Source organism: Yersinia canariae, from assembly GCF_009831415.1.
GTDB classification, from domain to species: domain Bacteria; phylum Pseudomonadota; class Gammaproteobacteria; order Enterobacterales; family Enterobacteriaceae; genus Yersinia; species Yersinia canariae.
On sequence record NZ_CP043727.1, the window covers coordinates 2,107,590 to 2,129,784 of the forward strand.

The following is a 22,195-nucleotide window of genomic DNA, read 5'->3' on the forward strand; positions in this document are numbered from 1 at the left end:
AGGAAACGATGTTTCATTTATTGTGAATGCACATTCTATTTATATTGGTAAATATTTATGTGATCCAGATCTGTCTTAATGATTCTTTTTTTAAACAGATATTAAATTGTGATGTCGATCTTAATTGGTAATTAATTTTCACAAAAAAATAGCCCCGCCAAATTAATGACAGGGCTAGGGTGGATACTTAAGTTAAATTAAATGACTTTATTAACGCATAGCGCGTTTAAGAATACGGTCACCTTGTTTGTTAAAGTATTCTGCAGTCTCTTGTACGGTCTTCTGACCATAATCGATATATTGAATTGCATCACCGAACAATGAAACAATTTGCGGGTCATCAAAGTATGGTGAAGTTGTCATTTTATGTGGCAATTCCAGCGCCATATTTAAACCGGCAACAGAAGGATCTTCATCTTTAATGACGCCACTGGCACGTAATTGAGTCACCGCCGTAGCACTTAATGGCACGCCACGTTCCAGACCTAATGCTTCAACCCCTTCTTTACTATTAAGTAAGAAGTTGATTAACATTGCACTTTCTTGTGGATATTTAGTTGATTTACCAATGGAAAGCATCTGTGCTGGTTTAAAGAATAAACCGGCATCTTTTGCCCCTGGCAACATTGGATATGGGCCAAGCACCAGTTTAGCTGGTTTGGTCAAGTTATCGGAATACTTAGTTATAGTGGAGTTCCACATATAAGTACCCCCCCATTCACCATTAATCCACGGCTTCATTTCATACATATTACTCTTGCCGAATGAAGCATAGTATTTGGTGGATGGCATAACATGACTATCTACCATGGTTTTATACATGGTAAAGAACTCAACCCACTGTTCAGGCGAATAAGCGAATTTCTTATTGGCTTCATCAATAGTAGGAATGTTATATTTTTGTGTCATGTAAGAGCGGATTAACGCTAAAGTATCCTGATGCTCTAATACCACTGGATAATATTGGTCACCCAGTTTTTCTTTAAATACTTTACCCGCAGCAAGTAATTCATCCCAAGTTTTAGGATATTCTACGCCAGCTTTAGCCCAGGTTGCATCATTAAAATAGAAGATACGCGCAGTGACTGAAATTGGAATACCATTCAACTTGCCATTAACGGTAGTTTGTTGCAGTTCTTTTGGATCAAATTGCGCTAAATCCAATTGTTCTTTTACGCTAAACAAATTATAGAAGCCGGTGCCGTCTTTAGAGAAAATAGGCAGCCAGTTCCAGTTAGTTTGCATAACATCAGGTTCAGTACCACCGGCAATCTGTGTTGTCAGACGAGATAAGTGACCATCCCAACCGGTGTATTCTGCTTTAACATTAATATTCGGATGCTGTTTATGGAATTCTTCTAATGCTTTCAATGTTACTTGGTGACGACCGTTACCGCCCCACCATGACATACGCAAATTAATCTCGTCCTGCGCAGCAAAGGCTTGATGTGATAATAGTGCCAGAGTGGATGCTATCAGCGTGTGTAGGATCGCTTTTTTCATTGGGTACTGCTCCTGTTAAAGAGAGATATTTTTTTCTGTTTTTGCATCAAAGATATGGCATTTATCCATATCAAACTGGAAGTACACGGTGCGATGCAGACCATTTTCAATAATAGGTCGTGCTTCATCAGACGGCAGACGACAGGTCAGCTCAAAGTCATCAACTTTGATATACATAAAGAATTCGTGACCCATGTTCTCCACGCGCACTAATTCACCTTGTGAGTGATTATCAGTAAATGGATTCATAGACATGCTGACGAATTCAGGGCGTACACCAAAGAACACTTTTTCCCCGGCGTGGGCAGCGACTTTGGCTTGCTGTCTTTCATTCAATACCAGGGTGTATTGACCGACTGTCAGGCCAATTTTCCCGTCTTTTTCTACCAGCGTGCTCGGTTTGATATTCATTTCCGGCGCGCCGATAAAACCGGCGACAAACATATTGGTAGGGTAGTGATAGAGATTATCTGGGGTATCGACTTGCATAATATGGCCCAGTTTCATCACACAGATTCGGTCGCCCATGGTCATTGCTTCAGTCTGGTCGTGGGTTACGTAAACTGTGGTTGCTGCTTTACCGCTTTTTTTCAACTGCTTATGTAAATCTGAGATACGAATACGCATGGAGGCGCGCAGTTTGGCGTCCAGGTTCGATAATGGCTCATCGAACAAGAATACATCGGGCTTTTTAACAATGGCGCGACCAACCGCTACACGCTGTGCCTGACCACCAGACAACTGGCGCGGCAAACGGTCAAGCAGGTCTTCAAGTTCTAAAATTTTCGCTGCTTCAGCAACTTGCATTTCAATTTGGTCTTTTGGCAGCTTGCTCAGCTTGAGGCCAAAAGCCAGGTTTTCTTTCACGGTCATGTGCGGATACAGCGCATAGTTCTGGAACACCATGGCAATACCACGTGATTTTGGTGCCAGATTATTGACTACCCGATCACCAATTCGCACTTCACCATCACTGATAGTTTCCAGCCCGGCCAACATACGCAGGGTCGTGGATTTAGCACAGCCAGATGGCCCAACAATCACCATAAATTCGCCATCATGGATCTTCAGATCAATGCCATGAACTGCGCGGAAACCGTTGGAGTAAACTTTGCCTAATTTATTGAAAATGACTTCAGCCATGATAAATCCTCTATTAACCTTTAATTCCGCTGCTGGTTACGCCTTGCACGAAGTAGCGTTGAGCCAGGAAGAAAACAATGATGGACGGCAGAATGGAGATGCTCGCCATTGCCAGAATTTCGTTCCAAGGTGCGCCTTCGGTCACGTCAATTGACATCTTAAGAGCCAGCGCTATCGGGTACTTATCTACGCTGTAGACGTAAATCAGCGGGCCGATAAAGTCGTTCATTGACCACATGAACTGGAACAATGCCACGGAGATAATGGCCGGCTTCAAGATTGGCACTACCACGTACCACAACACTTGGAAGGAGTTACATCCGTCAATTTGCGCCGCTTCTTCCATATCGCGAGGAACACCGCGCAGGAACTGGATAAGCATGAAGACGAAGAACCCTTGTGTCGCGAACGCCAATGGCAGATACAGCGGCATGTAGCTATTGAGCATGCCCATTTCACGGAACATAATGTATTGCGGAATCAATAACACGGTACTTGGCAGCAACATGGTGGTGATTAATGTTGCGAACCAGAATTTCTTCCATGGGATTTCAAAGCGCGCAAAACCATACGCCACAATGGTGGAAGAAATAATGGTCAGAATGACTTTCGGGATAACAAACTTAAAGGTGTTAAGCATGTAATGACCGAAGTTATATTCAGTACCGGTTTTCCAACCATTAACGAAACCATCACTTGTTGGGTGTTCTGGCCATAAACCTAATGTGGTGAAGATTTCATTATTAGGTTTAAAGGCGGCGGAGAACATCCACAGCAACGGATAAAGCATCATCAGTCCGACAATAAGCAGAACGATATAGCGGAAAGCGGCACTGATTTTAGCTTTACGTAAGGTGCGGCTAATTTCCGCATCAGCAATATCCTGCGCCAGATCTAATTTCTTCTGGTTGGAATTTTGTTGTACGTCAGTCATTTTTTCCTCCTTTATCGGCGGAGTAGAAGACCCAATATTTAGAAGATTTAAATGCAATTGAGGCAAAGAGAGCGACTACCAGGAATAATACCCAAGCCAGTGCAGCGCCGTATCCCATATCAAAGTATTTAAACGCTGTATCGTAGATATAGAGCGAGAATAAATAGGTATAATGAGTTGGCCCACCACCGGTTATGACATAAGGCGCCGTAAACTCTTGGAATGCCTGAGTGGTTTGCATAATAAAGTTGAAGAAAATAACCGGCGTAATTAATGGCACGGTCACTTTCATAAACATTTGCCATTTAGAGGCACCATCAATCATGGCGGCTTCATATTGGGACTGCGGCACATTCTGCAAAGCGGCCAAGAAGATAACCATGGCAGAACCAAACTGCCAAACACGCAGTAATGTCACCGATGTCAGTGCCAGAGCTGGCTCTCCCAGCCAGTTGACGGGGTCAAGCCCAAATACCCCAATAAAACCATTTAATAAACCATCGATAGCAAATAGAGCGCGCCATAACACCGCAATGGCTACGCTACTGCCAAGAATTGACGGAATATAGAATGCGGTACGGAAGAAACCGATACCCCGTAATTTAAAGTTCAGTACAAAAGCAATCCCCAGAGCAAATGCCAGTTTTAATGGAATAGTAAGAAATACATAAGCGAAAGTAACGCCCATGGATTTCCAGAATAAATCATCTTCAAGGAACATATGACGGTAATTCTCGATCCCGTTGTAAACGGGAGGGTTCATTAAGTCATACTCAGTAAAACTGAGAAAGAAAGATGATACAAAGGGGAAAGCCGTGAATATTATCAACCCTATTATATAAGGTGATATATAGGCTAACCCCAGCATTCTGTTTTCATTCATAATGCTTACCTATTTTTAATAACATGAAAGATAAATAAAACTACTGATTCAAAAGCGTCGGATAAATAAAATCGACATCATACAAAGTGCGGATTTCTCCGTTCACCCGATAATCTCCATGGACGTAACCACCATTGGTAATAAATTGAGGTATTGTTGCCAACTTATTCTGTTTCGCGGCAATCAAGGTTAATAAAGCTAATGCAATCGGATTGTCGATACGGAAATAACGGTGTTCCGCTGATTCGACAAACAGGCCGCGATGGTAATGTTGTTGAAATAAGTCATCCCCAATCTGCCAGGCCAATGCAAATAATTGCTGGCATTGGCAATGCTCGGCCAGCTCAACTAATGCCAGTAGCAGATAAGGGGTAGCAGTCGGTTTTTTTCCGTCTATCAGTGATGCACGGCGTTCTTGTTTGTTTAATTCAGCTAACTGCCAGCGGTGCAGCAATACACCAATCAAGTCGAGTAATTCGTCATCGTTGCTGGCTCGCCATGCACGAACCAATGGCAGCAGGTAATCAACTTCTAATGGGAAGGGGGATATGACCTTACCTTTAGCGCCATAATAACCATCACGCTGTAAGACATAACCGCTCATATCCTGCCCATCGTTCCATAACGGGCGTAATGTATTACTCTCGACGTCATAGGCGAAACGATAGTAATTTTTTAACCCATCAATGACCCAATGCAGAACTTCTGCATCAGGTTGTTGGCGCAAGATATCCAGCATTGCCAATGGGTTATCAATTAATAATGGCCGCATGTCGCGGAATAAAACATTGGCTTCACGGGCAATTTCACCAAACTCAGGGCCAAACTGACGCTTAGCGCGATCGCCATACCAAGATTGGGTTTGATTATCATCTGCCGGTATAGGGCGGCGTTGTTGTGGCGAACTGAATTGATAAACCGGCAACCCTGTTTCGCAATTACGGGCTAAGACGTATTGACGGTATAAATGTTTGCCCCAAGCAGCTGCCGCGATATCACCGGTGTACTCAGCATATTTATACGCTGCGTAAATCAGATCGGTGCCCGCATTGACGAAAGTCAGGCCTTTGGTCTCGGGCAATTGTGGTAATGCTTCAGGGTTAACAACATCATTGCGCGCATGAGTGAAAACATGCGGGTCACGTTGTTTGTCATAACTCCCATGGCGACCCAGATCTAACGTGTGCCAATCTTCGACATGGGCATGCCAAAAGCCTTGTAAGAAATTAAGTGTTTTTTCCCGGTCAACATTTACCAGCAGATCGTAATAGGGCAGATGATGTTTAAGTTCATGCACTTGCGCTTTTGATTCTGGCCCTTCGGTTTTTAACGTGTCCAGATTCAGGAAGCGGTGGCCACCCCAATAAAACAATCCACTTTGTTCATGAGTTCCGTGTTGCATGAAATAACGACTTTGTACCCGCGCTTGTTGATGATATTGCGGGTCTTGGGTCACCAGACTGAGTGCGTCCAGTGTCCGTAACCAGTTTTGTTGACTGGCAAAGTTAGATATCGGAATATTACGACCATCAGGGAATTTCCAGGCCACCGGTTGGTGTGTCAGCACATCAAAACCATCGGCCATCAGTGGAGTGGGGTTTTGATTACTGTGGCTAACGGACTGGACTAAATCAACATAGCTTCGTATAGCACTGAGCCAGTTAATCATCACTGCGTCGCTGCCTTTAATGTTGCCTACAAAATCCATCACCGTAACCCCATCATAGAAACGCCAGGTCGGAACCGGTTTAAGGTTCCTTATAAATAGAAACATCGTTTCAATCTATTATATTTGTATTTACTGGCGAGTCATTGGGCGAATGACAAAAGTGTGATCGGAGTCGGAACGTTGTTTTGAATTTTTTATTTTTGCATTTTTGACGGGTTTTTTTGGCAGAATGTATTTGTTAACTATTTGATAAATAAGTAATAAAAAAGGCACAACTGAAGTTGCGCCTTGATAGTGTTTTGAGCTGGATTATTGCGAATAACCGCAGGAAATAGCACTTAACTCAAATTGGCCGTGTTTATTGGTTTAGCGTGCTAACCAACCGCCATCGACTGCGATAGTGTAGCCGCTGATGTAGTCAGAAGCTTTGGATGCCAGGAAGACCACTGGACCTTTCAGGTCATCCGGCAAGCCCCAACGACCCGCCGGGATACGGTCAAGGATCTCTTTGCTGCGTTCTTCATCTTTACGCAACTGCTGGGTGTTGTTGGTGGCCATATAGCCAGGTGCTACGGCGTTGACATTGATGCCATGTTTAGCCCACTCGTTTGCTAGCAGACGGGTCACACCCATCACTGCACTTTTCGATGCAGTATAAGAAGGAACGCGGATACCGCCCTGGTAAGACAACATGGACGCAACGTTGATGATTTTGCCGCCATTGCCTTGTTTGATAAATTGCTTAGCGACAGCTTGAGACATAAAGAACACAGTCTTGATGTTAACGTTCATGACATCGTCCCAGTCCTTTTCGCTGAAGTTGATCGCATCTTCACGGCGGATGATCCCGGCGTTATTGACCAGAATATCGATTTGGCCAAATTCAGCGATAGCACGTTCCAACAGGGCAGGGATGCCATCAATCTTGCTCAGGTCAGCCGTCAGACTTAAGAAACGGCGGCCTAATGCGGTCACTTTCTCAATGGTATCTTTTGGCTCAACAATATTCACACCAACGATATCACAACCCGCTTCGGCTAAACCAATCGCCATGCCTTGGCCCAAACCTGTATCACAGCCGGTAACCAGAGCAACTTTACCCTTTAACTCAAAGGAATCTAAGATCATAGCTAACATCTCTCTCAAGGCGGTCAAAGAGTACCGCGATTATACTATTGGGGAGTAAACCGCCCAAAGGACGGCTTTGATGGGTGACGCTTAACGCTGTTGACAAACATTTAGCGCAGTTCGCTAACGGCGATGTGGTCCATATCACCGAAGACTTGGTTTTCACCCACCATGCCCCAGATGAAGGTGTAACGCTTAGTGCCTACACCGGAATGGATAGACCAACTCGGTGAGATAACCGCCTGCTCGTTATGAACGAGTAAATGACGTGTTTCCTGCGCTTGGCCCATCATGTGGAATACCGCTGTTTCTTCGTCCATATCAAAGTAGAAATACACTTCCATGCGCCGGTCATGGGTATGACAAGGCATGGTGTTCCAGAGGTTGCCGGGGGCCAGCTTGGTCAAACCCATGGTTAGCTGGCAGGTCGGCAACACATCGGGCACGATGTATTTATTGATAGTGCGACGATTACTGGTCGCGTCGTCACCCAATGTTTGCGGTGTGACGTCTGCCAGTGTGATTTTCTTATTTGGGTAAGAAGTATGTGCCGGCGCACTGTTGTAATAGAACTTGGCCGGTTTTTGACTTTCGAGGCTGCTGAACGTGACATCTTTAGCCCCTTTCCCGACATACAAAGCTTCTTCGTGACCGATTTCATAAACCTGCCCATCGACGCTTATCAGGCCCGGCCCACCAATATTGATGACGCCGAGTTCACGACGTTCCAAAAAGTCACTAACACCTAGCTGCTTGCCCACTTCATCGCCAATACTGACCGTTTTCTCGACAGGCTGAATACCCCCCACAATGATGCGGTCAATGTGGCTATAGGTCATGGTGTATTCATCTGAGACAAAAATATTTTCGATGAGAAATTCACGACGCAGACCTGCAGTATCGAGTTGTTTTGCATGGTCACTATGAATGCTTTGACGAACTTGCATATCGGTGCCTCTCTTTGAGTACGGACCGGTGTTTCTTTTGATGTGGTGATGATAGTATTTGCGGGAAGTTAATTCAATAAAAATGAAATGATGTTTTATTATTTTTTGAAGGGCGTCATGATTTTTGGATTAATTATGATCAAACTGCAGATTTTGGCCGTAGAATAAGCCAAATTCAGCGTAAAACTGTGACTACGCTACATCTGAAACTATTTTGCATAATAATGAGGAGAAACTATGAAGATGTTTTTCATTAATGATGAAACACCTTGGGAAGAATTAGGTAATGGCATTAAACGTAAAGTCATGACCTGGAGTGATAACCTGATGATGGTCTGCGTTCACTTTGATAAAGGTGCTATTGGTGTTGCGCACAAACATGATATTCATGACCAGATTGCTTATGTTGCGGCTGGTAGCTTTGAAGTGGAAATCGAAGGGCAGAAACGTATTTTGAAAGCAGGGGATGCGTATCGTGCGGTTAAAAACGAGATGCACGGGGCGGTATCACTGGAAGATAACAGTATTTTGATTGATACCTTTAATCCTAAGCGGGATGATTTCCTGTAAAGCATATTCAGGCGGCTGTATACCCACTTCAGCCGCCTTAACTATCACAAAAATCATTAACTTTTGATAAAATCGTCGTTATCTCAATCTATCGTGACGTCACTGTCCGCTACGAAATATCTTCTTTGCGCAATTGTTCCAGCGATTCTAACTGAATATCTGACAGTACCCAGCGCTTGTCGGCACGATATTCTGCTGTCGGAATGACAATTGAGCGCATACGCGCCGCTTTAGTGGCAATCATTCCGTTGACTGAATCTTCCAGCGTGACACATTCCAGAGGGTCAACACCCAGATCAGAGGCAGCATTCAAATACACTTCTGGGTGCGGTTTGCTGTGGGGCAGGTATTCTGCTGAAACCAGGCGGTCGAAATATTTTTCAATATTTAACATGGCCAGGACACGTTTTTGCATATGCAGTGGAGAAGCTGATGCCAGGCCAATTTTTAGCCCTTGCTCACGGCAAAGCTCCAGCGCGTATTCTACCCCCGGCAATACTGGGCGAGTTTCTTCCACTAAATCTATTGCTCGGGCAATAATGCGTTTGCAAACTTCAGCCTGGCTCGGCCCTTGCCATGGCATGGACTGGAACCAAAGCTTCACGACTAAATCGATGCGTAATCCGAGGGTGTCGGGTAAGGAATCCCTTGAGGAGGTATCCAGTCCCAATTCGGTGAAAATATCGAGTTCAGCCTGTAGCCATAAAGGCTCCGAGTCAATCAGCAAGCCGTCCATATCGAAAATTGCGGCCTTAATCATGTGCGGGGTTGCCATTTATTATTACTCCTGTTTGGTCTCTAGCTACGGGTTTAACACTTTATCATTGGTTCATAATGATTGAACCGGTGGAGCGCAATTCTCTGTCTTTATTGCGGCATAACTTATTAACTTAATGATATTGCGCTGGATGAGCTAGTCTTGAATTTGTGTGAATCGCAAGAACTTGCGCAAAATTCTGCACAAGACCGGGATGTAGCGGGTAAACTAAGGCCACATAAGTAGTGGTATTTACAAGGAGAAGTCATGACCTATCAACAGGCTGGGCGTGTCGCTGTTATCAAACGGATAGCCGGGTGGCTCGTTTTTATTCCAGCACTGCTGTCAACATTGATTTCAATTATCAGTTTTGCCTATCAATATAGTCAAAAAAGCACGGGAATTAATGCGGTTATGCTGGATTTTATCCACGTCATGACCGATATGATCCGCTTCAACACAACTTTTCTGGATATCTTCTGGTACAACTCGCCAGTGCCTGATTTCGAACAAGGTTTTTCAGCATCGAATATTATGTTCTTTATCATTTATATGCTGATTTTTGTGGGTTTGTCATTGCAGGCGTCCGGTGCGCGAATGTCACGGCAAGTACGTCACATTCGCGAAGGTATTGAAGATCAACTGATTTTGGAGCAAGCCAAGGGCAGTGAAGGGCGCAGCCGGGAACAGTTGGAAGAGAAAATAGTCTTACCGCATCACACCATCTTTTTGCAGTTTTTTACCTTATATATCCTGCCACTAGTGATAGGTGTGGTGTTCTATTTTGTCATAAAACTATTGGGATTGATGGCTCAAGGATAACGCCATTATCTGACAATCATTTTGCCGCATCATAAAAAGGCCCCTAATTTAGGGCCTTTCTATATTTATCCATTTGAAATTAAAGAAAATTAATGTCTTGAAAGAATTTTCTGACCCGTGACTGGCGATACTCGTCTTGCACTCACAATATTGCGTCACTGATTCCCTTATGCTGTGGGCCTATTTCCCCTGTTATATCAGTAGAGTCATGAACGTTTTCATTTCAAAGAAGATGCGTAATTTTATTATTTTGGCTCAAACAAACAGCATGGCGAAGGCCGCTGAAAAATTACACATGACAGCTTCACCTTTCGGTAAGAGTATCGCGGCCTTGGAAGAGCTGGTGGGGTATTCACTGTTTACTCGCAATGAGAAAAACATCAGCCTAAATAAAGCCGGACAGGAGCTATATCAGGAATTATTCCCTATTTATCAGCGATTATCGGCCATTGATAATACGATTGTGTCTATGTCCCATCGGCAGAAAAATATCGTCATTGGTATCGACAATACTTATCCCACGATCATTTTTGATCAGTTATTCAGTCTCAGTGATAAATATGATGGCGTCACGGCTCAGCCTTTTGAGTTTAGTGAAAACAGTGTGATAGACGATTTACTCGACAGGCGCGTGGATTTTATTATCTCTCCACAGCAAGCCTCGCCCCGCGTTACGCATATTGATAGTTTGCAAACCACGGAACTTCCTTTATTACGCCTCGGCTTTTTGGTCTCACGCCGTTTTGAAAATTGCCAATCGCTTGAATTATTGAATACATTGCCGTGGTTACAAATGCGATTTCAGAATCGGGCTAATTTTGAATCCTTATTAGATGCGCATTTCCGCTCTATTGGGATTAACCCGACTATCATATATCGCCCATACAGCTTTATGGCGAAAATTAGCGCAGTAGAGCAGGGGCAATTTCTCACTGTCGTCCCGCAGTTTGCTTATCGGTTAGTCAATCCGGCTAAGCTGAAATATTTTGATGCGCCAAATCAGCCCATGTATATGCGCGAGTATCTCTATTCACTCAAAAATAATCACCATATAGAACAAGTCATGGGCTATATACATTCCGATCGTGACGGTGATTAAGGGGCCAGCATGGAGCCAAACTCAAACAAATTTTGGTGTAGCCGGAAAGCTTGCGCTAAATCGTGATGCAAATGTCCCCCTTTGGCCTGCGCCAGATAGTGATGCAGATAGTCACGATACATAGGATGCGCACAGTTATTGATAATCGTACTGGCACGTTGCATTGGTGATAGACCGCGTAAATCCGCCACTCCTTGTTCAGTGACGATAACTTTTACACTGTGTTCACTGTGATCAACATGGGTACACATCGGCACAATGGTGGAGACTTTCCCGCCCTTGACGATGGAGGGGGCCATAAAAATCGACAGATAGGCATTGCGCTCAAAGTCAGCGCTGCCACCAATACCATTAACCAACTCTGTCCCCGCGACATGGGTGGAGTTGGCGTGACCATAAATATCAAATTCCAGCCCCACATTAAGTGCAATGATACCTAAGCGGCGAATGATTTCCGGGTGGTTAGAAATCTCTTGGGGCCGCAGGACAATTCGATTGGCGAAGAAATCCATGTTGTCATAGATTTTTTTCAGCGTGGCAGGTGAAATTGTCAGGCTAGAGGCACTGACACCCAGCACTTTTTCTGTTTCCAACAACTGCACCACGGATTCTTGTAACACCTCGGAATACATCATAAACGGCGGTATATCGGGGTTTTCGCCCAAGCGCTTCATGACGGCATTATTGATGTTCCCGACACCACTTTGTAGGGGGAGAAACTCGGGCGGGATGCGCCCTAATTTAAGTTCGTTCAGTAAGAAAATGACCACGTTGTCCGCAATTTTCTCACACAATGGGTTTTCGCGGTCAAGGCTGTTACTGGCATCAGGCAACTGTGTATCGACGATACCAACCACTTTCGCGGGGTCGATTTGTACATAAGATTGGCCCACTTTATCCAGTGTATGGAATATGGGCAGGGTATTGCGCCGTGGAGGCGCGCCCAGTATCACAATATCGGCCAGCTCGGCGACGCGAGGGCTGTGATAATGATTTAATTCGATGATAATTTTCTTGGCTTTATGCAAAAAAATAGGAGAGTTACCAATCCCGCTAGTGAGATAAACTTTGCCATCGGCTGTTATTGCTGAGGCCTCAATCACCGCCACGTCAATGTCACCAAAGAAACCATAGTTGACCATTTGCGCGACTTCACTCAGATGCAAATCAACAAAACTGACCGCCCCTTGGTTGATTTTTTCTCTTAATAATGAGGCGGTTTGATACGGCGCTCGCCATGCAACGGCATCGGCAGCGGCTAATTCGTCATCTGCTTGAGCACTGATTGACGCGCCCGTCAGCAAGCGGATTTGAAAGTCTTTCTGCTGTTGGTGATAAGCATTTGCTCGCCGGGCAATGGCCGCGGGAAGCACTTTTGGCGCTCCGGCTGGGGTAAAACCGCTGAACACCACCATATTTCCATGCTCAATACACTCGGCAGCTTCATCAGATGTCAATGTGCAATATGACCGTTTCATAGAGAAATCCTTTAGCAGAGAAGGGTTAATGCCCGAGAAATTTAGGTTTACGTTTCTCCATGAAGGCGCTCATGCCCTCATGATAATCATTGCTGTCATAGACCGCGCGCCGCATGCCCTGAATGCGCTCAAATTCATCAGAATTCATGGTGTGGGCTTCCCCTAAAACGCGAAGTTCCTCCTTAATGACCGCAATGGCCAACGGGGCTTTTTCAGAAATGACGTGTGCCAATTTCAGTGTGAAATCTTCCAACTCGTTCGGTTCAACCACATGATTAAGAATGCCAACTGACAGGGCGCGCTCGGCGCTAATGGGGTTTGCTGTGAAAATCAATTCTTTCACAATGTGGAAGCCGGCATCACGGATGAGGTTGTGGATGCCGACCAGATTATAGGGCACTCCCAGATTCACCGGTGTCATTGAAAAGGTCGAATTACTGCAAGCAATAATGATATCTGAGCTCATGATCATCTCGAATGCACCGCCCCAGACACTGCCTTCAACCATTGAAATGATGGGTTTAGGATACTTTTGGATTGCACGGGTTATCTGCCGCAGCGGGTCGTCATAGGACAGCGGATCACGGCGGCCGGTGGGTAATTCGTGGATATCATGGCCGGCTGAAAACACTTTTGAGCCTTCGGCTGCTCGTAAAATTATGCAGCGAATATCCGTATTATTGAGATCATGTAACGCCTGCATTAAGTCATCCATAAATACCTTGCTTAAGGCATTGAGTTTGCGGGCGTGGTTGAACTCAATAATGCCAACCCGATTGGCAATCAACACTTTTACATACTGATAAGACATGATTATTTCCTTTAATTGATAATCTGTTGCGTAATAAAATCGGTGACGGCGCTGATTCCGGCCCGTGGCGAGATTTGGTTTTGCTGTAGCAGATTTTCTATTTGCTGATAGTGCTCGCGAACCTCGGGGTGAGAAAACAGCGCTATTAGTGCATTAGCCTCGATTTGATGACGAACCCAGCCCATGTTTTGCTGCTGGCGTAAGCGGGCCAATTGCCCGCTCTGGGCCATCACCGGCCAAAAGGTTTGTATTGCTTGCCAGACTTCGCGAATTCCGCGTTTTTCCAGGGCGCTACAGGTGAGTACGCGGGGTTGCCATGTTGGATATTTCCGGCGGATGATATTCAGCGCGCTGTGGTACATGTGGCGGGCAATATCGACATTGATATGATTCTCGCCATCATCTTTATTGATGACGATAAAATCAGCCATTTCCATAATGCCTTTCTTGATACCTTGCAGGTCATCACCAGCGCCGGCAATCTGTAGTGAGAGAAAGCAGTCCACCATGGCCGCTACTTCTGTCTCCGATTGACCCACCCCCACAGTTTCCACAATAACGATGTCGTAACCTGCTGCTTCACAAAGTAAAATCAGCTCGCGTGTGCTCTGGCTTATTCCGCCAAGATGCCCTCTTGAGGGGACTGGCCGGACAAAAGCATGCTCAGCGCGAGACAAATTCAACATGCGGGTTTTATCGCCTAAAATGCTGCCGCCGCTGACCGGGCTACTGGGATCGACAGCAATGACCGCCACCTTGTGGCCTTGCGACAACAATTCCTCTCCGAGTGCTTCGAGAAATGTGCTTTTCCCCGCGCCGGGGGTGCCCGTGACTCCCAGCCGCTTAGCGTGCCCGGTATAGGGCATAATGCTGTCCAATAACCGGGCGCTTAACTCTTGGTGTTGGGGCAGGCTGCTTTCCGCCAGTGTCATCGCTTGCGCCAGTGCAGCCCGCTCTCCGAGACGTAAACGGCGGATATAATCGTCAAGATTGCCGGTATTAATCATGGTGAGCACTAATGAGTTTTAAGACATCTCGCACACTGGTTAACATCGGGGTGCCCGGCCCATAAATGGCGGCAACACCGTGTTCGCGTAAGAAGGCATAGTCTTGTGGGGGGATAACACCGCCGGCCACGACACAAATATCCTGACGTTTGTATTGGCGTAATGCTTCGACCAATTCAGGAATTAACGTTTTGTGGCCAGCCGCCAGTGACGAGGCACCGATAACATGGACATCATTTTCAACCGCCAGTCGGGCGATTTCATCGGGCGTGGAGAACATCGGGCTAAGGTCTACGTCAAAGCCAAGATCAGAATAGGCACTGGCAATCACCTTCGCCCCTCGGTCGTGGCCGTCCTGACCCATTTTGGCAATCAGGATCCTGGGATGTCGCCCATTTTCTGCCAGGAAATTTTGCGTTTGGGCGAGAATTTGATCAAACTCCTGCGCATCATTTTCGTTTTGGTGATAACTGTGGGCTATCACGCCAGTCACACACTCACTTGGCACCAGATAGCGGTCAAACTCGGTCTCCATGGCATCTGAAATTTCACCCAATGTCGCCCGTAATCGCGCGGCTTGAACGGCTGCTTCTAATAAGTTTTCATTATGTCCAGCCGCATGGCGCAATTGTGCCAATGCTTGTTGTACGGCGGCATTGTCACGACGGGCGCGGATATCTTTCAACTGCGCAATTTGTTCATTGCGCACTTTAACGTTATCAATCTCCAGAACTTGAGTTTCAGCTTCTTTCTCAAGCTTGTATTTATTCACGCCGACAATGACACGCTTGCCTTGGTCAATGAGTGATTGCTCGCCGGCAGAGGCTTCTTCAATCATGCGTTTGGGCAGCCCGACTTCAATTGCTTTTGCCATCCCGCCAACATCATCAATTTGCTGGATGATTTTTCGGGCTTGTTTGACCATTTGGTCCGTCAGTGATTCGACAAAATACGAACCGGCCAGTGGGTCAATGGTGCGGCAAATTTCTGATTCTTCCTGAATGATGATTTGCGTATTACGCGCAATACGTGCAGAAAAATCGGTCGGGAGGCCGAGTGCTTCATCAAAGGCGTTGGTATGCAGAGATTGAGTGCCGCCAAGTGTCGCGCCGAGAGCTTCGATGGTGGTGCGAATGATATTGTTGTAGGGATCTTGTTCGGTCAGACTCCAACCCGAAGTCTGGCAGTGTGTGCGCAGTGCCAAAGATTTAGGATCGGTGGCACCAAACTGGCTTACCGCTTCACTCCACAGATAGCGCGCCGCGCGCAGCATGGCAATATTCATAAACAAGTCCATGCCAATGCCGAAGAAGAATGAGAGGCGAGGCGCAAAATCGTCAATATTTAAACCGGCTTTCAGCGCCGCTTTGATGTACTCAATGCCATCCGCGATAGTAAAGGCCACTTGTTGTACACAGTTGGCACCGGCTTCCCCCATGTGATAACCGCTGATACTGATAGTGTTAAAGCGGGGCATATTTTGGGAACTCCACGCGATGATGTCTGAAATAATGCGCATGGAGGGTTTGGGGGGATAAATGTAGGTATTGCGGCACAGATATTCTTTCAGAATATCGTTTTGTATTGTGCCGGTCAGCAATGCCGGGGCAATACCTTGTTCTTCAGCGGCGACAATATAAAACGCCATAATGGGCAGTACTGCGCCATTCATTGTCATTGAGACAGACATTTTATCTAATGGGATCTGGTCAAACAGGACTTTCATGTCCTCGACGCTGTCAATTGCCACGCCAGCTTTTCCTACATCGCCCGAAACCCGTGGATTGTCTGAGTCATAACCTCTGTGGGTGGCGAGATCAAATGCGACAGAAAGGCCTTTTTGCCCCGCCGCCAGATTTCTGCGATAAAAGGCATTTGACTCTTTAGCGGTTGAAAAACCTGCATATTGGCGAATAGTCCAGGGCTGAGCAGCATACATTGTGGCTCTCGGGCCTCTGACATAAGGTGCCATTCCGGGGAGTGACCCTGTCACTTCCAATCCGTCAAGATCACTGGCGGTATACAGCGCTTTTATCGCGATACCTTCCGGTGTTTGGCTGACCAAGTCTTCAACTTTTTTTCCTCGCCGGTTGAGTTCTTTATTAGCAAGGTTTTCCCACTCGCGGATATCGACCATTCTATGGCTCCTAATTATTGGCAATAGAATCCCTATTAAGGAGTGTGAAACTTCCTTAATGAAGGCTCTTGATTTTATTTAAGTAAGCGCTTTTTCGTGGGTGTTGTCGCAGGCAAAAAAGAACAGGGTTTACTGTCATTATTAGACGGCAGAGATGAGTCTAATCTGTGGCTTTGTTCATACTTTTTTAGAAAAAGTATTTTATTGCAGCATATGAGGGAAATAAAAAAGCGCCCTAAAAGTTTGGCTGCTCACTTTTAGGGCGCTATTGGCTTTATCTCTGGCGCACTACAATCTGTCGGGGCGCAGTAGTTGCTCAACGGCTTTCTGCGCATTAATCCAATGCTGTCCGCCGAACAGATTGCTGCGATTCAATAAGTAATAAAGTTGGTATATAGGTTGGCGTTCAATAAAGCCAGCAGGGAGTGGCCAGATACTCTGATAACCATCATAAATCTGCGCTGGGAGTTCTGGGTAGAGTGGCAACATGGAAAGGTCACACTCGCGATCACCCCAATAGCAGGCGGGATCAAAAATAACGGGGCCTTGGGCGCTGGAAGCACAGTTCGCTGGCCATAAATCGCCATGCAGCAGAGAAGGTTGCGGCTGGTGGCTCTGCAAGCGCTCTTGAACCAGATGAGTAATATGGTCTATATCGCCAAATGACATACCTTTTTCGGCAGCCAATTGTAATTGCCAACCGATGCGTTGTTCAGCAAAAAATTGCGCCCAGCGGCGTTGCCAACTGTTGGGTTGTGGCGTGGTAGACAAATCATTATCAAAATCCAGCCCAAATTGCAGCTGTTCACTCCATTGATGCAGATGTGCCAGTTGTTGCCCCAGACAATAGGCATTATGGGCATCCAGGGGTTTTAGTGGCATATATTCAAGTAGCAGGAAACTGTATTCACGGTCACTGCCGACACCATAAACTTCAGGTACCCGGACCGTTTTGCTGCGGGCCAATAGAGAGAGTTGGTCGGCCTCTGCGGTAAATATGGGCAGCATCTCGCGGGTGTCACATTTAACGAAAACCTCTGTGTCACCATAACTGAGACGCCAGGCATCATGAATATCTCCGCCGGGCAGTTCGGTTCGTTCTCGAATTTCAGCGGGACCAAAATACTCACTTAACAGACGATTCACTGCTTGCCACATGATTCACCCCCTATCAGCTGCCAGTTATACCCTTCATTCATGATGATTGAAGGGTTGTTCGCTTGCTGCCTACCTGTAAGCCAAATAACGTTGGTTACAGAATTAGGTTAACTTCTTTATGATGTGAAGAACAAGAGCCAGTGCGCAGGGATACCCGTACGGGATCAAACAAACGACGTATTCTGTTGCTTATTGGCAACTTATTAACGTTCTGGCCGATGACTTATTACCATGACGACAACAATATACCGAGCGGATAGTCAATAATAATGAGCCTCATCCTGCGGCGAATTAATTGGGAGATATATTAAAACTCAATTAATTATAGCAGGTTACCTTTAGGGCTGTTTTCAGTGCTTTCATCTTTGATCTTCACTGCGATTGGGTGGTTTTTTGCCGGTTTTATGCGGCTGTAAATTAGCGCAACGACAAAAAATAATGCCTGAATAATGACAATGCAGGGGCCAGTAGCACCGTCAATATGAAAGCTTATTAATGTGCCTAATACACATGCAACCACAGAGACCAGTGTGGCAATAACCAGCATTTGATCAAAACTGCGGCATACCATAAAGGCGATAATGCCGGGCGCAATCAGCATGGCGATAACTAAAATAACCCCAACCGCCTGTAATGAGGCCACGATGGTTAATGCCAGCAAACACAGTAAACCATAGTGCAAAAATTTGACTGGCAGCCCAATGACTCGGGCATGGTTTGGGTCAAAACAGTAGAGCATGAAATCTTTACGCTTTAAAAGCACCACGAGCAGAGTGAACCCAGCTATCCATAAGGTCTGTTTAAGCTCGGCCAGTGAGATCCCCAACATATTGCCAAACAAGATATGGCTGAGGTGCTGGTCAGTATCCATGCGCGAAAACAGCACCAGACCGAAAGCGAACATGCCGGAGAAGACAATCCCCATGACAGTATCTTCTTTAACCCGGCTGTTTTCTTTTAAATAGCCAGTGGCAACAGCGCAAAATATCCCCGAGACAAATGCCCCAATGACCAAGGGTATTCCGAGCCAAAAGGCCAATACAATGCCCGGTAACACGGCGTGAGAGATAGCATCCCCCATCAATGACCAACCTTTTAATACCAGGTAGCAAGATAAGACCGCGCACACCACACCGGTAATGATGGCGGCAATTATCGCCCGCTGCATAAAAGGATAGGCGAAAGGTTCGCTGACCAGACTGAACAAGGTATTCATACAATATCCTCCGGACGTGGGGCCGCAGGGTGACGACGTTTTTGGCGCGTCTGATAGCGAGTCGCCAGCAAACCGTGTTTAGGGGCGAAGAAAAAGGCTAACAGGAATACCAGTGTTTGTAAGGTGACAATGACCCCGCCGGTTGCACCGTCAAGATAGAAACTAAGATAGGCGCCAAAGGCACTGGTCAATGCCCCGATAGCAATCGCGATTATCAGTAAGCGGCCGAAGCGGTCAGTGAGTAAGTAGGCGGTGGCTCCCGGTGTGACCACCATGGCAATCACCAAAATCGCGCCAACAGTTTGTAGCGCCGCCACAGTACAGGCGCTCAGCAGGGTGAAGAATAAAATCTTTAATCGCAGTGGCGACAGGCCAATCGACAACGCGTGGCTCTCATCAAAAAACACCGCCAGTAAATCTTTCCAAATCAGACACAAAATCACAAATGAAACCAGAATGATGATTTCGACTTGCAGGACGTCCTCATCAGCAATACCCAAAATATTTCCGAAAATAATCGACTGCACATTGACGGAAGTGGGGTTGAGCGAAACGATTAAGAGCCCGACAGCAAAGAATGTGGAGAAGATAAAACCAATAATGGCATCTTCACGTAGGCGGGTGATATGGCGAACTAATGTCATTGCCAATGCGGCGAGCATGCCGGTAAAGAATGCCCCTGCGGCATAGGGCAGGCCGAGGGCATATGCACCGGCCACACCGGGTACCACCGAGTGCGAGAGTGCATCGCCCATTAGCGACCAGCCTTTCAGCATCAAATAAGCGGATAAGAAAGCACAGACCGCCCCGACAATTGCGCTGACCCAAATGGCCTTGACCATGTAGTTGTAGTTAAAGGGTTGCAGTAAAATTTCCAGCATCAGGGGTTTTTCTCCTTGGACTGGCTTTGCGCCGGTGGGTCATTTTTAGTATGACCATAAAATACCGCCGGGCGCTCATCATCGGTGATGACTGTCACGGTGCGGGGGTCATTATCATCGTGCAGCGTATTACCCGACAGGTTGATATGGCGCAAGACACCACCAAAGGTCATTTCAAGGTTCTTTTGGGTAAAGGTGGTTTCTGTTGGGCCAGCCGCCAGTACAGTTTGATTAATCAGTATCACATGGTCACAGAACTCCGGCACACTACCGAGGTTATGGGTTGAAACCAAAATCAGGTGACCTTCATCGCGCAGTGCTCGCAGCAAGTCAATGATGGCATTTTCCGTTTTGACATCGACGCCAGTGAAAGGCTCATCCAGCAGTAATACTGAACCCTGCTGCGCCAGTGCTCGCGCCAGAAACACCCGTTTTTTCTGCCCCCCAGAAAGCTCGCCTATTTGACGTGAACGCAATGTGGTTAATCCCACCCGTTCAATGGCCTTATCTACAATGGCCTTGTCTTCGCGGCTTGGAATACGCAAGAAATTCATCTTGCCGTATCGGCCCATCATCACGACATCTTCGACCAATACTGGGAAGTTCCAGTCTACATCCTCTGTTTGCGGCACATAGGCGATAGTATTTTGCTTTAAAGCGTGGCTAACCGGCTTATTGCTCAGTTCGACTTTGCCCACACTGGGTTTCACTTGCCCCATGATGCTTTTGAACAGGGTGGACTTACCGCTGCCATTGACGCCAACCAAGGCGCAGATAGTCCCGCCAGTGAGGGAGAAACTGGCGTCATAAATGGCGGTATGCCCATTGTTATAAGTGACAGTGACGTTATCCACTATCAGCTCCGGGCGGACAAAAACAGCATGACTCATTGGCCAAATCCTTTCGCGATAGTTTGCACTGTGGTGTTAATCAAATCGATATACGTAGGAACAGGTCCTTTCTCATTCGATAGAGAATCAACATATAACACCCCTCCGTATTGCGCACCGGTTTCTTTGCTGACTTGCTTGGCGGGTTTATCAGAAATAGTGCTTTCGCTGAATACTACCGGGATTTTATTTGCGCGCATGGTATCGATGACGCGGCGCACCTGCTGCGGAGAGCCTTGCTCTTCAGCATTGATGGGCCATAAATAAACCTCTTTAAAACCATAATCTTTTGCCAGATAACTGAAAGCGCCTTCACTGGTGACCAGCCAACGCTGTTCTTCAGGGATACGGGATAAACGCTCGCGTAATGGGGCATCCAGTGCGGCAATTTTCTCAGCGTAGGTTTTAGCATTGCGATTATACGTCTCAGCATGGGCGGGGTCATGCTCCACCAATGCTTTACGAATATTTTCTATATAGATCAATGCATTTGAAGGTGACATCCAGGCGTGTGGATTAGGGATGCCCTTATAAGGCCCTTCACGGATAGGGAGGGGGGCAATGCCGTCAGTCACTACGGCAGAAGGGACATCTTTGATATTTTCGAAGAAACGTTCAAACCAACGTTCTAAATTCATGCCATTCCATAAAATTAGGTCGGCGGATTGCGCTTTGACAATATCCCGTGGGGTCGGTTGATAGTCGTGAATTTCAGCGCCGGGTTTGGTAATTGATTCGACTACGGCGGCATCACCGGCGACATTTTGCGCGACATCCTGAATAATTGTGAATGTCGTCACAATTTTGAATTTTTTATTTGAGTCGCTGGGTTTATTTTCTGCCAACGCTGAGGTGCTGATCAGCGCTGAAATTGCGATGACTGTAAACAAGGTCACAGCACGTAAAAAATGAGGTGAAAAGCCGCTAATAGAGTGCAGGTAGGGTATTTTTTGCTTAGTAAACATGGCGATGTTCCCTTTCTTTAAATGAAAATGATTATCAATATCATTAGCGATGAAGTCAAGCCTTGCCATACAATAAACTAAAATTTACCGACAGTTACCGAATATAGCCTGATCATTATGTTGATAATGGTCAAACTAGGCCAAAAAATCTATTTGGACGAGGTGACAACTTGTATATGCTACAAAACGGCTTATCA

Annotated in this window: 20 protein-coding genes; 3 read left to right on the forward strand and 17 right to left on the reverse strand. The window is 46.2% G+C overall.

Annotation, left to right across the window (positions count from 1 at the left end):
* Positions 1-210: 210 nt before the first annotated feature.
* From F0T03_RS09735 to kduI, 7 genes are all read right to left on the reverse strand, one after another.
* A complete protein-coding gene (locus tag F0T03_RS09735; protein ID WP_145555535.1) occupies positions 211-1,503 on the reverse strand; it encodes an ABC transporter substrate-binding protein in 1,293 nt (430 codons plus the stop codon).
* A 15-nt stretch (positions 1,504-1,518) separates the two neighbouring features.
* Positions 1,519-2,646 carry an ABC transporter ATP-binding protein gene (locus tag F0T03_RS09740; RefSeq protein ID WP_145555536.1) on the reverse strand — a complete coding sequence of 376 codons (1,128 nt, stop codon included), beginning with the start codon at positions 2,644-2,646 and terminating at the stop codon, positions 1,519-1,521.
* A gap of 13 nt (positions 2,647-2,659) precedes the next feature.
* Entirely contained in the window at positions 2,660-3,580 is a 921-nt protein-coding gene (locus tag F0T03_RS09745) for a carbohydrate ABC transporter permease (RefSeq protein WP_145555538.1), read from the reverse strand.
* A complete protein-coding gene (locus F0T03_RS09750) occupies positions 3,573-4,463 on the reverse strand; it encodes a carbohydrate ABC transporter permease (RefSeq protein WP_050116414.1) in 891 nt (296 codons plus the stop codon). The genes F0T03_RS09745 and F0T03_RS09750 overlap by 8 nt, the downstream gene beginning before the upstream one ends.
* 40 nt (positions 4,464-4,503) lie before the next feature.
* Positions 4,504-6,171 (reverse strand): pectate lyase, encoded by a 1,668-nt coding sequence (locus tag F0T03_RS09755; RefSeq protein WP_145562165.1) that lies wholly within the window; start codon positions 6,169-6,171, stop codon positions 4,504-4,506.
* Positions 6,172-6,498: 327 nt separating this feature from the next.
* Positions 6,499-7,260, reverse strand: a complete 762-nt coding sequence (kduD, locus tag F0T03_RS09760; protein ID WP_145555540.1) for a 2-dehydro-3-deoxy-D-gluconate 5-dehydrogenase KduD — start codon at positions 7,258-7,260, stop codon at positions 6,499-6,501.
* Positions 7,261-7,370: 110 nt separating this feature from the next.
* Complete coding sequence (gene kduI, locus F0T03_RS09765) at positions 7,371-8,207, reverse strand: 5-dehydro-4-deoxy-D-glucuronate isomerase (protein WP_145555542.1); 837 nt, start codon at positions 8,205-8,207, stop codon at positions 7,371-7,373.
* A gap of 237 nt (positions 8,208-8,444) precedes the next feature.
* On the opposite strand from kduI, the gene F0T03_RS09770 reads away from it, so the two are divergent.
* Positions 8,445-8,777: a cupin domain-containing protein gene (locus F0T03_RS09770; RefSeq protein ID WP_145555543.1), complete on the forward strand. Its 333-nt coding sequence runs from the start codon at positions 8,445-8,447 to the stop codon at positions 8,775-8,777.
* A gap of 109 nt (positions 8,778-8,886) precedes the next feature.
* On the opposite strand, the gene hxpB is transcribed toward F0T03_RS09770, so the two are convergent.
* A complete protein-coding gene (hxpB, locus tag F0T03_RS09775) occupies positions 8,887-9,552 on the reverse strand; it encodes a hexitol phosphatase HxpB (RefSeq protein ID WP_145555544.1) in 666 nt (221 codons plus the stop codon).
* A 249-nt stretch (positions 9,553-9,801) separates the two neighbouring features.
* On the opposite strand from hxpB, the gene F0T03_RS09780 reads away from it, so the two are divergent.
* Both F0T03_RS09780 and srsR read left to right on the forward strand, forming a co-directional pair.
* Positions 9,802-10,356, forward strand: coding sequence for a YniB family protein (locus F0T03_RS09780; protein WP_159678098.1), 555 nt, complete (start codon positions 9,802-9,804; stop codon positions 10,354-10,356).
* Positions 10,357-10,564: 208 nt separating this feature from the next.
* A complete protein-coding gene (gene srsR / locus F0T03_RS09785) occupies positions 10,565-11,455 on the forward strand; it encodes a LysR family transcriptional regulator SrsR (protein WP_145555547.1) in 891 nt (296 codons plus the stop codon).
* Here srsR and scpC read toward each other — a convergent pair.
* The 9 genes from scpC to yfeA form a co-directional block, all read right to left on the reverse strand.
* Complete coding sequence (gene scpC, locus F0T03_RS09790) at positions 11,452-12,933, reverse strand: succinyl-CoA:acetate CoA-transferase ScpC (RefSeq protein ID WP_159678100.1); 1,482 nt, start codon at positions 12,931-12,933, stop codon at positions 11,452-11,454. The genes srsR and scpC overlap by 4 nt on opposite strands.
* 25 nt (positions 12,934-12,958) lie before the next feature.
* Positions 12,959-13,744, reverse strand: a complete 786-nt coding sequence (scpB, locus tag F0T03_RS09795; protein ID WP_145555549.1) for a methylmalonyl-CoA decarboxylase — start codon at positions 13,742-13,744, stop codon at positions 12,959-12,961.
* A gap of 11 nt (positions 13,745-13,755) precedes the next feature.
* On the reverse strand, positions 13,756-14,751 hold the full coding sequence (gene meaB, locus F0T03_RS09800) for a methylmalonyl Co-A mutase-associated GTPase MeaB (protein WP_159678102.1): 996 nt from the start codon (positions 14,749-14,751) through the stop codon (positions 13,756-13,758).
* Entirely contained in the window at positions 14,744-16,888 is a 2,145-nt protein-coding gene (gene scpA / locus F0T03_RS09805) for a methylmalonyl-CoA mutase (protein WP_159678104.1), read from the reverse strand. The genes meaB and scpA overlap by 8 nt, the downstream gene beginning before the upstream one ends.
* A 288-nt stretch (positions 16,889-17,176) precedes the next feature.
* A complete protein-coding gene (locus F0T03_RS09810; RefSeq protein WP_145555554.1) occupies positions 17,177-18,046 on the reverse strand; it encodes a fructosamine kinase family protein in 870 nt (289 codons plus the stop codon).
* A 322-nt stretch (positions 18,047-18,368) separates the two neighbouring features.
* On the reverse strand, positions 18,369-19,262 hold the full coding sequence (gene yfeD / locus F0T03_RS09815; protein WP_159678106.1) for an iron/manganese ABC transporter permease subunit YfeD: 894 nt from the start codon (positions 19,260-19,262) through the stop codon (positions 18,369-18,371).
* Entirely contained in the window at positions 19,259-20,143 is an 885-nt protein-coding gene (gene yfeC / locus F0T03_RS09820; protein ID WP_159678108.1) for an iron/manganese ABC transporter permease subunit YfeC, read from the reverse strand. Before yfeC ends, yfeD begins: the two co-directional genes overlap by 4 nt.
* Positions 20,143-21,033 carry an iron/manganese ABC transporter ATP-binding protein YfeB gene (gene yfeB / locus F0T03_RS09825; RefSeq protein ID WP_159678110.1) on the reverse strand — a complete coding sequence of 297 codons (891 nt, stop codon included), beginning with the start codon at positions 21,031-21,033 and terminating at the stop codon, positions 20,143-20,145. The genes yfeC and yfeB overlap by 1 nt, the downstream gene beginning before the upstream one ends.
* Positions 21,030-21,998, reverse strand: coding sequence for an iron/manganese ABC transporter substrate-binding protein YfeA (yfeA, locus tag F0T03_RS09830; RefSeq protein WP_159678112.1), 969 nt, complete (start codon positions 21,996-21,998; stop codon positions 21,030-21,032). The genes yfeB and yfeA overlap by 4 nt, the downstream gene beginning before the upstream one ends.
* Positions 21,999-22,195 lie beyond the last annotated feature (197 nt).